Source organism: Duganella sp. HH101 (assembly GCF_001758795.1).
GTDB classification, from domain to species: Bacteria; Pseudomonadota; Gammaproteobacteria; order Burkholderiales; family Burkholderiaceae_D; genus Rugamonas; species Rugamonas rivuli.
Map to the genome: position 1 here is coordinate 23,911 of NZ_LRON01000002.1, position 12,760 is coordinate 36,670.

Genomic DNA, 12,760 nt, shown 5'->3' on the forward strand with positions numbered 1-12,760 from the left:
GTGGGGGTCAAGTCTGACATTTGGACACGGCCTCTGCCGTAGCTGCGCATACGGCAGAGGCCGTGTCCAAATGTCAGACTTGACCCCCGGGGTTTTGACCCCCGGGGTTTAGCCGGGGAAGTTGTCCGGCGTCTTGGCGGCGTTGCGGGCGGCGGCCGAGCTGATGACGTTGCGGCGCACCAGGTCCGTCAGGTTCTGGTCCAGCGTCTGCATGCCGACGTTGCTGCCGGTCTGGATCGCCGAGTACATCTGCGCGATCTTGGCTTCGCGGATCAGGTTGCGGATCGCCGGCGTCGCCACCATGATCTCGTGCGCCGCCACGCGGCCGTTGCCATCCTTGGTCTTCAACAGCGTCTGCGAGATCACCGCCTGCAACGATTCGGACAACATCGCCCGCACCATCTCCTTCTCGTCGGCCGGGAACACGTCGACGATACGGTCGATGGTCTTGGCCGCCGACGAGGTGTGCAAGGTGCCGAACACCAGGTGGCCCGTCTCCGCCGCCGACAGCGCCAGGCGGATGGTCTCCAGGTCGCGCAGCTCGCCGACCAGGATGCAGTCCGGATCTTCCCGCAGCGCCGAGCGCAGCGCGTTGTTGAACGACAGCGTGTGCGGCCCCACTTCGCGCTGGTTGATCAGGCATTTCTTCGATTCGTGCACGAACTCGATCGGGTCTTCGATCGTCAGGATGTGGCCGTATTCGTTTTCATTGAGGTGGTTGACCATCGCCGCCAAGGTGGTCGACTTGCCGGAGCCGGTCGGCCCCGTCACCAGCACCAGCCCGCGCGGCTTGAGCGCGAAGTCGGCGAAGATCTTGGGCGCGTTTAAATCCTCCAGGCTGAGGATCTTCGAGGGAATCGTCCGCAGCACCGCCGAGGCGCCGCGGTCCTGGTTGAAGGCGTTGACGCGGAAGCGCGCCAGGCCCGGGATCGCGAACGAGAAGTCGCATTCCAGCATCTCTTCGTAGGCCTTGCGCTGGCCGTCGTTCATGATGTCATAGATCATGCCGTGCACGTCCTTGTGCTCCAGCGGCGGCAGGTTGATGCGGCGCACGTCGCCGTGCACCCGTATCATCGGCGGCAGGCCGGCCGACAGGTGTAGGTCCGAAGCCTTGTTCTTGACGGAGAATGCGAGAAGTTCGGAGATGTCCATTTATAATCCCTGTGCCTGACGTTGGTGAAGCGCCGCTGCGGCGCTAACCGTTGTTTCTAACGATTTTTACTCGATGATTATGTCCCTGATCCCCCAGAACTTGCAAGCAATCACCTCGACTATTGTTGCCGCAGCCCAAGATGTTGGCCGTGCGCCGCAGTCGGTGCAGCTGCTGGCCGTGTCCAAGACCTTCGGGCCGGAGGCGGTGCTGGAAGCGGTGCAGGCCGGCCAGCGCGCCTTCGGCGAAAACTATCTGCAGGAGGGCGTCGACAAGATCAAGGCGCTGCAGGCGGCCGGGGCGCCGGCGCTGGAGTGGCATTTCATCGGCCCGATCCAGAGCAACAAGACCCGGCCCATCGCCGAGCACTTCGACTGGGTGCACACGGTCGAGCGCGAAAAGATCGCGCAGCGCCTGTCCGAACAGCGCCCGCAGGGCATGGCGCCGCTGCAGATCTGCCTGCAGGTGAATATCAGCGGGGAAGCCAGCAAGAGCGGCGTCGCCCCGGCGGAATTGACGGCGCTGGCCCACCAGGTCGCTGCGCTGCCGAATCTGACGTTACGCGGCCTGATGGCGATCCCCGAGCCGGCCGAAGACTTTGCGCAGCAGCGCGCGGCGTTCGCCCAGTTGCGCGTGCTGTACGAGCAGCTGCGCGCCGACGGTTTGGCGCTCGATACGCTGTCGATGGGGATGTCGGCCGATATGCGCGCCGCCATCGTCGAAGGCGCGACCATCGTGCGCGTCGGCAGCGCCATTTTTGGTTCACGAAACTACAACAAGGCTTGAACATGAAGATAGCATTTATCGGCGGCGGCAACATGGCCTCCGCCCTGATCGCGGGACTGGCCAACAAACTCACCGCCGGCGCCGACATCCACGTGGCCGATCCCAACGCGGACGCGCTGGCCCGTTTGCACCAGCAGTTCGGAGTGACCACGGCCAGCGGCGCCGACGCCGCCGTGTCGTCGGCGGACGTGATCGTGCTGGCGGTCAAACCGCAAAGCATGCGCGAAGTGGCGGCCCAGCTGCTGCCGTTGATCGATCCGGCGAAGCAGCCGCTGATCGTGTCGATCGCGGCCGGCATACGCGGCGCGGACCTGTCGCGCTGGCTGGGCGGCTATGGCGCCATCGTGCGCTGCATGCCGAACACGCCGGCGCTGATCGGCATGGGCATCACCGGCATGGCGGCGACGGCCGGCGTGTCGGCCGAACAGAAGCGGGCGGCGGACGATATCCTGCGCGCAGTAGGCCCCACCGTGTGGCTGGACGACGAGGCGCAGATCGATGCGGTGACGGCGGTGTCGGGCAGCGGCCCGGCCTATGTGTTCTACTTCATCGAGGCGATGCAGCAGGCCGCGCTGGACATGGGCCTGAGCGCGGAGCAGGGCAGGCAGCTGGCGCTGGCGACGTTTGCCGGCGCGTCGCAGTTGGCGGTGCAGTCGAGCGAGCCGGTGTCGCTGCTGCGCGAGCGCGTGACGTCGAAGGGCGGCACCACCTACGCGGCGCTGACCAGCATGGAGCAGAGCGGCGTCAAGTCGGCTATCATCACCGCGATGAAAGCCGCCGCGCAGCGCGGCAAGGAAATGGGCGACGAGCTGGGTTCCGCAAACTGAAACGAAGGGCTGCATGATGACGGTAACACGCTACCTCCCACTGATTGCAGCCATGACCGTGTTACAGGCGGGCGCCGCAACCATCGTTGACGAAACGGTGCAGCGCCCGGAAGGCGCGCGCCACTATCTGCTGGCGCAACCGGCGACGCCGGTGTCGGGCAAGCTGCCGCTGGTGATCCTGCTGCACGGCCACGCGGCGTCGGCCAACCTCACTTTCGGCAAGGGCAAGATCGACGATCCGGCCGCCGCCTGGCTGGCCGTGGCCGACCGCGAAGGCTTGCTGGTCATCGCGCCCGATGGCGCGAAAGGCAGCGACGACAAGCAGGGCTGGAACGACTGCCGCGCCGATGCGCCCACCAATCCCAAGACCGATGATGTCGGCTTCATTGCAGCGATGATCGACCAGGCGGTCGCGCAGCACAATGCCGATCCTTCTCGTGTGTATCTGTCTGGCGCTTCGAATGGCGGCGGCATGGTGTACCGTGCGGCGATTGAGATGGGACCGCGCCTGGCGGCGGTGGCCGTGTCGAGCATGCTGATGCCGTCCAAGAATCTGTGCGCGGTGCCCAAGCGCGCCTTGCCGGTGCTGGTGGCGCATGGGACCGAGGACAAGATCGCTCCGTATGCGGGCGGCGAAGTCGGCCACTTCCTGCTGATGGGGCGCGGCTCCGGCCTGAGCGCGGAGGAGTCGGTGAAGTACTGGCGCGAGCTGGCGCAGCTGCCGTCAACGCCGACGATCACGAAGCTGCCGCATCGCGATGCTTCCGACAAGACGGCGCTGGTGCGCTATGTTTGGGGCAGCGATCCGAAAGGCACGCAGGTCGAATTCCTGAAGATGGAAAACGTCGGCCACGTTCAGCCCAGCATCACGCACAACCTGTCATGGCTGGTGCAGGCGGTGCTCGGCAAGCAGAACGGCGATGTGGAATTCGCCGACGAAACCTGGGCCTTCTTCAAGGACAAGCGCGCAACGCCTTAAAGCAGCTTAGCCTAGCTGGCGCCGCCGCAGCCTTGCTTCATCGCGGCGATCCAGGCCCGTATCAGTTCCACGCCTTCCTTGTGCACCGAGCCCCGTCCCAACTCCGGCATCATGATGCCGGTCTGGTCGGAGCTTAAGCGGTAGACCATGATCGATTCGTCCGGTTTGCCCGGCGCGATGCCGTAGCCATGGCCGCCGGTGCCCGCGCCCGCCGCCACCGGCGGTTTGCACAAGCCCAGATGCAGGTCGGCCGGCGCCCCCATGTTCAGATGCAGCGCCGTGGTATTGGCCGCGCCCTTGTCGTTGTGGCAGTGGGCGCAGTTGATGTCCAGGTAGGCGCGGGCGCGGGCGTCCAGCGACTGGCCTGTATCGCGCCAATTGGCGTTGTGCGGCGCCGCCGTCGCCGCATTGGCCGGCACGCCGCTCAGGTAGCCGATGCGGGCCAGGTAGTCGAGCTGGTTGCCGGTCACGCCTTCATAGCTGTAGCTGCGGTTCATATGCCGCGCTTTCGGGCCGATGGGCTGGAACTGGCGCGACTTCACATCCGCCACGTGGCAGGAGGCGCACTGGTTCACGTTCGGCACCACATAGGTCAGCGGCTTGCGGCTGCGGTCTTCATGTACCACCTCCAGCGGCACCTGGTCGCCGGTGCGCGACAGCACGGCCTCGGTCTGCTCGGCATTCCACACGTAGGGCAGGGCGATCCAGCCGTCGGCGCGGCGCACCAGCAGACGGGTTTCGATCAGGCGCACATTGGCCAGATCGAGCTTGTCGCCGCCGGTCTTGCTGGTGTCGTAGGTCGCCAGCACCGCCTTGGCGGGGCCGTCGGCCTTGGGGTAGTAGAAGGTCTTGCTGATGATGGTCCCGACCGGGAACTCGAAGGTGGTGTCGGCGTTGTAGACGGCGCTCTGGCCCTTCGGCATCCAGACGGTGCGCAGCTTGTGCGCGTAGTCGGTGAACAGCGGCGTGTTCAAATCGTAGGGGACCACGCCGGCGTTCAGGTTCAGGCGGCCGCCGGAGACGGCCATCAAATGCCAGTCGCTCAACTTGGGCGGATTGCCTTCCGTGATGAAGCTGACCGGCTCCTGCCGATGCGTGCACGCGGCCAGCATCAGCGCGCACGCGATGACGGACAATCTCACCATCATGACTGCGCGGCGAGTTGGGCGATCGTCACCGGCGGCAGCTTGGCCAGCTCGCAGCGGAACGGCGCCGTGTCCTTGCTGGGGTTCTTGTACTTGTTCGGGCCGTCGGCGTTCAGCACGTCGACGCCGTCCTGGATGCAGATGCGCTGCTCGGCCGGCATCACGCCCTTGACCAGCAGCTTGTTGTCGACGTAGCCATCCCACAGCACGTCGGGCAGGTGGCCGCCGATACCGTACATGGCGATCTTCAGCGCCTTCAGATCGAGGCCGTCGGGCGAATCGCCGCCGCCCTTGAAGCGGTTGCCATAGACGTAGATCGCCTTTGGATACGGGTCGTAGCCGGCGGCCACGCCTTTTTCGGTGAAGTAGCCGGTCGAATGGTAGCTGGAGATGATGACGTTGGCGGTCTGGTTGTCGGTGACGTCGTTGTCGAAGATCTCGACCTTGGAGTTGGAGTTGATGACGATGCCGGAGCCCGCCGGCACGCTGGCGACCGCCGTGCCGCGCGCGGCGAAGTTGCCGAGGTTGTTCTTCTCGACCTTGTTCTTGTACACGCGCGTGCTATGGCCGGGCTGCGACAGGTTGGGCATGTTGAACACCAGGATGCCGCCGGTGTTGTTGGTGGCGACGTTGTCGTAGACGTCGGCGTTGATGGTGTTCTCGATCTCGATGCCGGCCACGTTCTGCTCGGCGCGCGAGCGGCGCACGACGACGCCGTTGGACTGGCCGACATAGATGCCGGCGTCGGAAGCGGCGATGGCCACGCAGTCTTCGATCAAGACGTTTTTGGTCTTCACCGGGTAGATGCCGTAGGCGCCGTTGGTGACTTTGGAGCCGCCGGTCCACTGCACCTTGACCTTGCGGATGGTGATGTTGTCGCCGTCGTTGATCTTCAGGCCGTCGCCCTTGGAGTCTTCGATGGTCAGGCCTTCGATGGTGAAGTTGCTGGCGTAGACCAGCATGCCTTCCGGTCCAGTGACCTGGTTTTTGAACGAGAGGATGGTCTTGTCGATGCCGGCGCCGCGTATCGTCACGCCGTTGCCGCGCAAGGTCAGGCCGCTAGTGAGATGATAGGTACCTGCCGGAATCTCGACCACGCTGCCGGGTTTGGCGTCGAGCAGCTGCTCCTGCAGTTTCTTCTGGAACGCCGCGCCGGCGCTGGCCTGCTCGGCCGAGACGGGCGCCTCGGACTTGCCGCAGGCGGCGATCGTACAGCAGAGAGCAACTGCGGATATGGCCTTGTACATGACGTCCCCTCATTAACTTTGTTAAATGTAGAGTGCTTGGCAACATTGAGTATAGCAGTATGTTTTCGGCCGCAAGGGCGTATCATGATCGGGGCGCCGCCATGTGGCGCGGCAGCGACGGAAAGGAAGAAAATGACGAATCGCCGCATCTTTATTTTGAACGGTTGTGCCGGTCTGGCCGCTGCGACGCTGGGCTGCATGGCCTGGGCCGAGGACCGCGTGGCGCTGAAGGAAGACGAGCCGCTGGCCAGGGAGTTCAACTATGTGATTGACGCCGCCAGGGTAGACGGGCACAAATTCCCCGATTTCAAGGCCGGCGACAAATGCAGCAAGTGCCAGATCTACGAGGACGGCGCGAACGACATGGGCGGCTGCGCCATCTTCCCCGGCAAGCTGGTGGCGGCCGGCGGCTGGTGTAGCTCGTTCGGCTGACATGGATTACGCGGCCTTCAAAGCGCGGGGCCTGGCGCGCTTGCCGCATTAAGGTTTCATTGATGGTGATGTCGGGTCGCGTGACGTCTCCTCGGAGTCCTCATTCATTCTAGTCCGACTACTTCCTCGCCACCAGCAGGCCGACGATCACGCCCAGCGCCGCCCCCAGGCCCACCGACTTCCACGGATTGTCGCGCACGTAGACATTGGCCGATTCGGCGGCGCTGCGGCTGCGGGCGATGAGGCTGTCTTCCAGTTTGCGCAGGTCGGTCCTGGCGGTGCGCAGCGTGTCGTCGAAACGGGCGCGGTTGTCGGAGCTCGCGGCGGGGTCTTTGGCGGCGTCTTTCAGCCAGTCCTCGGCTTCGCCGATGGCGTGCTTCAATTCATCCATCAGCTTGTCGCGCGCGGCGGCGCTGGCGGCTTGGCTGTCGGCCACGCCTTTTCCGTTCTGTTGAATCTGATCCATGATGACCTCGTTGCGTGTCGGGGGAAGGGGATAGCCATTGTAGGCAGCGCCGGCGCCCCGGCCTTGCGCTGCCTCAATCGTGCCGCGTCAGCGCAGCGCGTAGTCCAGCGCCACGCCGCCGAACACGGCAGCGCCCAGCCAGTTGTTGTGGCGGAAGGCGTAGAAGCAGGGATCGCGTTCGCGGCCGCGTATCAGCGTGTAGTGATAGCAGGCGATGCCCGCCGCCACCGCCACGCCGCCGGCGAACCACAGGCCCATGCCCAGCTGCCAGCCGCAGGCCAGCAGCAAGCCCAGGTGCACGGCGTAGCACAGCATCACCGCCGCCACGTCGTAGCGGCCGAAGGTGATGGCCGAGGTCTTGATGCCGATCTTCAGATCGTCGTCGCGGTCGACCATCGCGTATTCGGTGTCGTAGGCCACGGCCCAGAACACGTTCCCCAGCAACAGCACCCACGCCACCAGCGGCACCGTGTTCTGGATCGCCGCGAACGCCATCGGTATGCCGAAGCCGAAGGCGATGCCGAGGTAGGCCTGCGGGATCGCGAAGAAGCGCTTGAAGTACGGATAGGTGCCGGCGATGATGACGGCCGCCACCGACAACTGCTTGGTCAATGCGTTCAGCGGCAGGATCAGGCAGAACGACAGCAGCGCCAGCGCGCCGGCAATCGCCAGCGCTTCCTTGCCGCTGATGCGGCCGCTGGTGATGGGGCGCTGCGCCGTGCGCTTGACGAACTTGTCGATATCCTGGTCGGCGTAGTCGTTCATCGCGCAGCCGGCCGAGCGCATCAGCAGCGTGCCGAGCGAGAAGATGACGACCAGCGTCAGGTCCGGCTTGCCGTTGGATGCCAGCCACAGCGCGCACAGCGTCGGCCACAGCAGCAACAGCGTGCCGATAGGTTTGTCCAGCCTGACCAGGCGAAAGTAAAGCTCCAGCTTGTTCATGGATAGTGCCGCTTGAATGGAAAGATAGCGATTATCGCAAATCCGGGCGCGGCGGGTGCAAGCGGCGCGCCGGCCGGCTTAATCGGTGGTGCAGAGGGTGGTGGTGCCCGGCAGGTTGCAGGCGGCGACCACTTCGCACACGGCGTCGATGGCGGCCTTGCGGGTGAAGCTTTTACGCCACACGATGACCACGCGGCGCGACGGTTCCGGCGCGTCGAAGCGGCGGAATTGCAACATGCCTTCCTTGGTGTCCATGTCCGGCACCGAGGCACGCGGCAGCACGGTCAGGCCGATGCCGCTGGCCACCATGTGACGGATGGTTTCCAGCGACGACCCTTCGAAGGTGCGCTGCATGCCATTGCCCGGCGCAGAGAAACGGGCCATTTCGGGACATACTTCCAGTACCTGGTCGCGGAAGCAGTGGCCGTTGCCCAGCAACAGCATGTTCTCGGTTTTCAGATCGTCGGCGGGGATGCTGCGGCGCTTGGCCCACGGGTGCTGGGCCGGCATCGCCACCACGAACGGTTCGTCGTACAAGGCCTGCATGGCCATGCCGTGCTCGGGCAGCGGCAGCGCCATGATGGCGGCGTCGAGCTCGCCCTGGCGCAGCATTTCGATCAGGCGCACGGTGAAGTTTTCCTGCAGGATCAGCGGCATCTGCGGGACTTTGTCTATCATGCCCTTGACCAGCGGCGGCAGCAGGTAGGGGCCGATGGTGTAGATCACGCCCAGGCGCAGCGGTCCGGCCAGCGGATCCTTGTTCTGCTTGGCGAGTTCCTTGATGGCGGCGGTCTGCTCCAGCACGCGCTCGGCCTGGGCGACGATTTGCGCGCCCAGCGGGGTGACGGAGATTTCGGCGCCGCCCCGTTCGAACAGCACCACGCCCAGTTCATCTTCCAGTTTCTTGATGGCGACCGACAGCGTAGGCTGCGCGACGTAACAGGCTTCGGCCGCATGTCCGAAGTGTTTCGCTCTTGCAACGGCGACGATATATTTCAGTTCGGTCAGTGTCATGAATGTATTTGAACACAGGCAATGCTGGGATGCAATAATTAAGCGGTATTGTAGCGAATGGTGTCGATATAATGCAGCGTATGTTGGTGCTAACCATCGAAAGGCAAGCATGTCCTCCACATTCGGTCCCGAAGAAGCCCAGGCCTATCTGCACAAACTGCTCAAAGTCATGCACCACACGGGCGGTTCGGATTTGTTCATTTCTGCGGATTTCCCGCCGAGTATGAAATCGCAGGGCGCGATGAAGCCGCTGAGCCAGCAGAAGCTGACCGGCAGCGTGACCCGCGCGCTGGCGCTGTCGATCATGAACGACAAGCAGAAGCGCGAGTTCGAGGCCGAGCTGGAATGCAACTTTGCGATCTCGCTGCCGGAGGTGTGCCGCTTCCGCGTCAACGTCTTCGTGCAGCAGCAGAATGTGGCGATGGTGATACGCACGATCGCTTCGGAAATTCCCAACTTCGAAAAGCTGGACTTGCCCGAGGTGCTGAAGGAAGTCATCATGACCAAGCGCGGGCTGGTGCTGGTGGTGGGGGGCACCGGTTCCGGCAAGTCGACCACGCTGGCGGCGATGATCGATTATCGCAACGCCAATTCGGCCGGCCACATCATCACGGTGGAAGACCCGGTCGAGTACGTGCACAAGAACAAGGGCTGCCTGATCACGCACCGCGAGGTGGGTGTGGACACGCTGTCGTGGCACAACGCGCTGAAGAACACGCTGCGCCAGGCGCCGGACGTGATCCTGATCGGCGAGATCCGCGACACCGAAACGATGGAACATGCGATCGCGTTCGCCGAGACTGGCCACCTGTGCCTGGGCACGCTGCACGCGAACAATTCCAACCAGACCATGGACCGCATCATCAACTTCTTCCCGGAAGAGCGGCGCAACCAGCTGTTGATGGATTTGTCGTCCAACCTGCGCGCCATCGTCTCGCAGCGGCTGGTGCGCACCGAGGACGGCAAGGGCCGCAAGGCGGCCATCGAAATCCTGCTCAACACGCCGACCATCGCCGAGATGATCTTCAAGGGGAATTTCCAGGCGATCAAGGAAATCATGCACAAGTCGCGCGAGCTCGGCATGTGCACTTTCGACCAGGCGCTGTACGAACTTTATAATAAGGGCTACATCGCCTACGAAGAAGCGATCCGCAACGCCGATTCGGCCAATGGCCTGCGCTTGCAGATCAAGCTGCGCGGCGACCGCAAGGAACCCGGCGACCATAGCCCGTCCACCGCCGATACGCTCAGCATGCAGATCGACGAAGAGCCGGAAGACGAAGAACCCAAATAACTGTTATCAGAAAACGCTCATGCCTCAATTTGAAACCAAGCTCTGCACCCGTGAACAACTGGCCGCCCGCGTGGCCGCGCTGCCCAAGCCGGTGGTGCTGACCAACGGCGTATTCGACATCCTGCACCGCGGCCATGTGACCTACCTGGCGCAGGCGCGCGCGCTGGGCGCTTCGCTGGTGGTGGCGGCCAACACCGACGCTTCCGTCAAGCGCCTGGGCAAGGGCGACGACCGTCCGCTCAACAACTGCGCCGACCGCATGGCGGTGCTGGCCGCGCTGGAATCGGTCAGCCTGGTGGTGGAGTTCGACGAGGACACCGCGCTGGAAGTGGTGCAGCAGGCGCGGCCGGAAATCTACGCCAAGGGCGGCGACTACCAGATGGACGCCATCCCCGAAGGCAAGGCCGTGCTGGCCTACGGCGGCCAGGCCATCGCCATCGACTTCGAGCACGACCGCTCGACCACCAAGCTGCTGACCAAGGTGCGCGCACAGCGTCCTTGACATGCGCCTCCTGATCGCCGTATTCGCGGCGCTGGTTTTCCTGGGCGTGCTGTGGGGCCCCGCGTTCGCGGTGGCGCTGCGCTACTGGCGGCGCGGCGACGCGCGCGCCTTCCGCCAGCTGCGTTTCCTCTATCCGGCGCAGCTGATCGCCACGGTGTCGCTGGCCTTCCTCGCCGACCTGCTCGGCCTGCGCAATCCGGCCGGGCTGGTGGTTGCCTGCACCGTCTGCGTCAGTGCGGCCGGGGCCGGCGCGCTGGCCTTGCTGCTGTCGTTTTCTCTCCGTTCCAATCGCGCGCGGGCTGACAGAGTCTGAAAATCCTCCTAGACTGAATGCCGCACAGGCATCCGTTGGAGGACATCATGGAACTGCATCTGCAATCGCATCGATGGCATGCGCGCCTGCCGGACTGGGCCGCTGCCGCAGTCGCCGGCTTTGGCGCAGGCGGCGTGTTGATGCTGCTGGAACTCAGCTGGTCATCGCTGACCGGCGCTACCGATCCCTGGCTGGCCACCCACATGATCGCCGCACTGGTGATGAGCTGGGACGTGCTGCAAACCAGCGGCTACAGCCTGGGCGTGACCGTCGCCGCGCTGCTGGTGCACTACGCGCTGGGCGTGGCGTTCGGCGTCATGCTGGCCGCCATCATGGCGCCGTTCCGGCTCGACTCCAGCCTCGCCATGGCGCTGGGCACCGGCGCGGCGTTCGGCCTGCTGCTCTATGTACTGAACTTTTATGGCATGGCCGGAGTCTATACATGGTTCGTAGCGCTGCGAGGCTGGCCGACGGCGATCGCCCATGTCATCTTCGGGATGACCGCAGCCCTCATTTATCTCAAGCTGGAAAGGCCGAGCAGGCCGCGTTAGCTTTTGGAAGGCCCCATGGCGTTAGCTCTCGTACTGATACTGATCGTGGTTGGCGCCCTGGAATTTCATTACATGAGTCCGTGGTGGCTCACGCCCATCGCGTCCAACTGGCAGCAGATGGACGACGCCCTGCTGCTGACTTTCGCCATCACCGGCGTGGCCTTCGTCGTCATCAACCTGTTCATGGCCTATGCCTTGGTGACGTTCAAGCACCAGGACGGCGTGCGGGCGGCGGCCACGCACGCCAGCACCCGGGCTGGAGTGGTGGCTGGTCGGCGCGACCACGGTGGGCATCATCGCGCTGGCGCCGGGCCTGTCCGTGTACGCCAGGCTGATCGATCCGCCGCCGGACGCGATGGTGTTCGAAGTGCTGGGCCAGCAGTGGCAATGGCATTACCGCCTGCCGGGCAAGGACGGCAAGCTGGGCAGTACCGACGTGCGCTTCATCAGCAACGCCAATCCGTACGGCATCAATCCCGCCGATCCCAGCGGCCAGGACGATCTGCTGGTTGAAGGGCAGGAGATGCATATCCCCGCAGGCAAGCCGGTGCGGGTGCTGCTGCGCGCGCAGGATGTGCTGCATGATTTCTATGTGCCGGAGTTCCGCACGCGGATGAACATGGTGCCAGGCATGGTGACGTCGTTCTGGTTCACGCCCGCGCGGGCCGGCAGGTTCGAGGTGATGTGCGCGCAGCTGTGCGGCATCGGCCACTTCAATATGCGCAGCTATGTGGTGGTCGATGACGAGCCGGCGTACCGGACGTGGCTGGCTGCGCAGCCGAGCTTTGCCGCCCAGGTCGCGGCTGCGGCGAATGGCGAGGAGCCGGGCAGGCAGGGCCGCCTGCTGGCGCAGTCGCGCGGCTGTTCGGCTTGCCACAGCATCGACGGCAACCCGGGCGCGGGGCCAAGCTGGAAGGGCTTGTTCGGCCGCAGCGAAACCATGAGCGACGGCGCCACCGTGCACGTGGATGACGCCTATCTGCGCGAATCGATCACCACTCCCGCCGCGCGCATCGTCAAGGGCTACCAGCCCATCATGCCGGCACAGCAGCTGAGCCCGACGGAGGTGGCGCAGCTGGTCGATTACATCAAGACCATCAGGTAGGAGGCGG

General features: G+C 64.5%; 14 protein-coding genes and 1 pseudogene. 9 read left to right on the forward strand and 6 right to left on the reverse strand.

Annotated elements, in window-relative coordinates:
• Window positions 1–108: 108 nt before the first annotated feature.
• The gene (locus tag DUGA2_RS02895) at window positions 109–1,152 is read right to left on the reverse strand and encodes a type IV pilus twitching motility protein PilT (RefSeq protein WP_008445264.1); all 1,044 of its coding nucleotides are present in this window, start codon (window positions 1,150–1,152) and stop codon (window positions 109–111) included.
• A 79-nt stretch (window positions 1,153–1,231) separates the two neighbouring features.
• On the opposite strand from DUGA2_RS02895, the gene DUGA2_RS02900 reads away from it, so the two are divergent.
• The 3 genes from DUGA2_RS02900 to DUGA2_RS02910 are packed head-to-tail and all read left to right on the forward strand — an operon-like array spanning window position 1,232 to window position 3,742.
• Window positions 1,232–1,936, forward strand: a complete 705-nt coding sequence (locus tag DUGA2_RS02900) for a YggS family pyridoxal phosphate-dependent enzyme (RefSeq protein ID WP_070267639.1) — start codon at window positions 1,232–1,234, stop codon at window positions 1,934–1,936.
• A gap of 2 nt (window positions 1,937–1,938) precedes the next feature.
• Window positions 1,939–2,763, forward strand: coding sequence for a pyrroline-5-carboxylate reductase (proC, locus tag DUGA2_RS02905; protein WP_070267130.1), 825 nt, complete (start codon window positions 1,939–1,941; stop codon window positions 2,761–2,763).
• 52 nt (window positions 2,764–2,815) lie between these two features.
• Window positions 2,816–3,742 (forward strand): PHB depolymerase family esterase, encoded by a 927-nt coding sequence (locus tag DUGA2_RS02910; RefSeq protein WP_229214576.1) that lies wholly within the window; start codon window positions 2,816–2,818, stop codon window positions 3,740–3,742.
• Between the two features lie 11 nt (window positions 3,743–3,753).
• Here the strand turns inward: DUGA2_RS02910 and DUGA2_RS02915 are convergent, their stop codons facing one another.
• Window positions 3,754–4,890, reverse strand: coding sequence for an SO2930 family diheme c-type cytochrome (locus DUGA2_RS02915; RefSeq protein ID WP_083296190.1), 1,137 nt, complete (start codon window positions 4,888–4,890; stop codon window positions 3,754–3,756).
• Complete coding sequence (locus tag DUGA2_RS02920; protein WP_070267133.1) at window positions 4,887–6,134, reverse strand: parallel beta-helix domain-containing protein; 1,248 nt, start codon at window positions 6,132–6,134, stop codon at window positions 4,887–4,889. Before DUGA2_RS02920 ends, DUGA2_RS02915 begins: the two co-directional genes overlap by 4 nt.
• Before the next feature lie 132 nt (window positions 6,135–6,266).
• Between DUGA2_RS02920 and DUGA2_RS02925 the strand changes: the two genes are divergently transcribed.
• Complete coding sequence (locus tag DUGA2_RS02925) at window positions 6,267–6,566, forward strand: high-potential iron-sulfur protein (protein ID WP_070267134.1); 300 nt, start codon at window positions 6,267–6,269, stop codon at window positions 6,564–6,566.
• A gap of 118 nt (window positions 6,567–6,684) precedes the next feature.
• Here DUGA2_RS02925 and DUGA2_RS02930 read toward each other — a convergent pair whose 3' ends face one another.
• The 3 genes from DUGA2_RS02930 to DUGA2_RS02940 form a co-directional block, all read right to left on the reverse strand.
• A complete protein-coding gene (locus DUGA2_RS02930) occupies window positions 6,685–7,032 on the reverse strand; it encodes a YqjD family protein (protein ID WP_070267135.1) in 348 nt (115 codons plus the stop codon).
• Window positions 7,033–7,119: 87 nt separating this feature from the next.
• Window positions 7,120–7,974, reverse strand: a complete 855-nt coding sequence (gene ubiA / locus DUGA2_RS02935) for a 4-hydroxybenzoate octaprenyltransferase (protein WP_070267136.1) — start codon at window positions 7,972–7,974, stop codon at window positions 7,120–7,122.
• Between the two features lie 78 nt (window positions 7,975–8,052).
• A complete protein-coding gene (locus DUGA2_RS02940) occupies window positions 8,053–8,988 on the reverse strand; it encodes a hydrogen peroxide-inducible genes activator (RefSeq protein ID WP_070267137.1) in 936 nt (311 codons plus the stop codon).
• 109 nt (window positions 8,989–9,097) lie between these two features.
• On the opposite strand from DUGA2_RS02940, the gene DUGA2_RS02945 reads away from it, so the two are divergent.
• The 5 genes and pseudogenes from DUGA2_RS02945 (at window position 9,098) to DUGA2_RS02965 (ending at window position 12,753) form a co-directional block, all read left to right on the forward strand.
• Window positions 9,098–10,282, forward strand: a complete 1,185-nt coding sequence (locus DUGA2_RS02945; RefSeq protein ID WP_070267138.1) for a PilT/PilU family type 4a pilus ATPase — start codon at window positions 9,098–9,100, stop codon at window positions 10,280–10,282.
• Between the two features lie 19 nt (window positions 10,283–10,301).
• Entirely contained in the window at window positions 10,302–10,784 is a 483-nt protein-coding gene (gene rfaE2, locus DUGA2_RS02950; RefSeq protein ID WP_008445281.1) for a D-glycero-beta-D-manno-heptose 1-phosphate adenylyltransferase, read from the forward strand.
• A gap of 1 nt (window position 10,785) precedes the next feature.
• Window positions 10,786–11,097 carry a hypothetical protein gene (locus DUGA2_RS02955; RefSeq protein WP_070267139.1) on the forward strand — a complete coding sequence of 104 codons (312 nt, stop codon included), beginning with the start codon at window positions 10,786–10,788 and terminating at the stop codon, window positions 11,095–11,097.
• A gap of 47 nt (window positions 11,098–11,144) precedes the next feature.
• A complete protein-coding gene (locus DUGA2_RS02960) occupies window positions 11,145–11,648 on the forward strand; it encodes a hypothetical protein (RefSeq protein ID WP_070267641.1) in 504 nt (167 codons plus the stop codon).
• A 15-nt stretch (window positions 11,649–11,663) separates the two neighbouring features.
• Window positions 11,664–12,753, forward strand: a pseudogene (locus DUGA2_RS02965) (c-type cytochrome).
• Window positions 12,754–12,760: the final 7 nt, after the last annotated feature.

What these genes read in the sequence shown, in the direction of transcription:
- ubiA (WP_070267136.1), bottom strand. Translation starts at nt 7,974, where the DNA reads ATGAACAAGCTGGAGCTTTACTTTCGCCTGGTCAGGCTGGACAAACCT.
- DUGA2_RS02955 (WP_070267139.1), top strand. Translation starts at nt 10,786, where the DNA reads ATGCGCCTCCTGATCGCCGTATTCGCGGCGCTGGTTTTCCTGGGCGTG.
- DUGA2_RS02920 (WP_070267133.1), bottom strand. Translation starts at nt 6,134, where the DNA reads ATGTACAAGGCCATATCCGCAGTTGCTCTCTGCTGTACGATCGCCGCC.
- proC (WP_070267130.1), top strand. Translation starts at nt 1,939, where the DNA reads ATGAAGATAGCATTTATCGGCGGCGGCAACATGGCCTCCGCCCTGATC.
- DUGA2_RS02915 (WP_083296190.1), bottom strand. Translation starts at nt 4,890, where the DNA reads ATGATGGTGAGATTGTCCGTCATCGCGTGCGCGCTGATGCTGGCCGCG.
- DUGA2_RS02910 (WP_229214576.1), top strand. Translation starts at nt 2,816, where the DNA reads ATGACCGTGTTACAGGCGGGCGCCGCAACCATCGTTGACGAAACGGTG.
- DUGA2_RS02900 (WP_070267639.1), top strand. Translation starts at nt 1,232, where the DNA reads ATGTCCCTGATCCCCCAGAACTTGCAAGCAATCACCTCGACTATTGTT.
- DUGA2_RS02895 (WP_008445264.1), bottom strand. Translation starts at nt 1,152, where the DNA reads ATGGACATCTCCGAACTTCTCGCATTCTCCGTCAAGAACAAGGCTTCG.
- DUGA2_RS02945 (WP_070267138.1), top strand. Translation starts at nt 9,098, where the DNA reads ATGTCCTCCACATTCGGTCCCGAAGAAGCCCAGGCCTATCTGCACAAA.
- DUGA2_RS02940 (WP_070267137.1), bottom strand. Translation starts at nt 8,988, where the DNA reads ATGACACTGACCGAACTGAAATATATCGTCGCCGTTGCAAGAGCGAAA.
- DUGA2_RS02960 (WP_070267641.1), top strand. Translation starts at nt 11,145, where the DNA reads ATGGAACTGCATCTGCAATCGCATCGATGGCATGCGCGCCTGCCGGAC.
- rfaE2 (WP_008445281.1), top strand. Translation starts at nt 10,302, where the DNA reads ATGCCTCAATTTGAAACCAAGCTCTGCACCCGTGAACAACTGGCCGCC.
- DUGA2_RS02930 (WP_070267135.1), bottom strand. Translation starts at nt 7,032, where the DNA reads ATGGATCAGATTCAACAGAACGGAAAAGGCGTGGCCGACAGCCAAGCC.
- DUGA2_RS02925 (WP_070267134.1), top strand. Translation starts at nt 6,267, where the DNA reads ATGACGAATCGCCGCATCTTTATTTTGAACGGTTGTGCCGGTCTGGCC.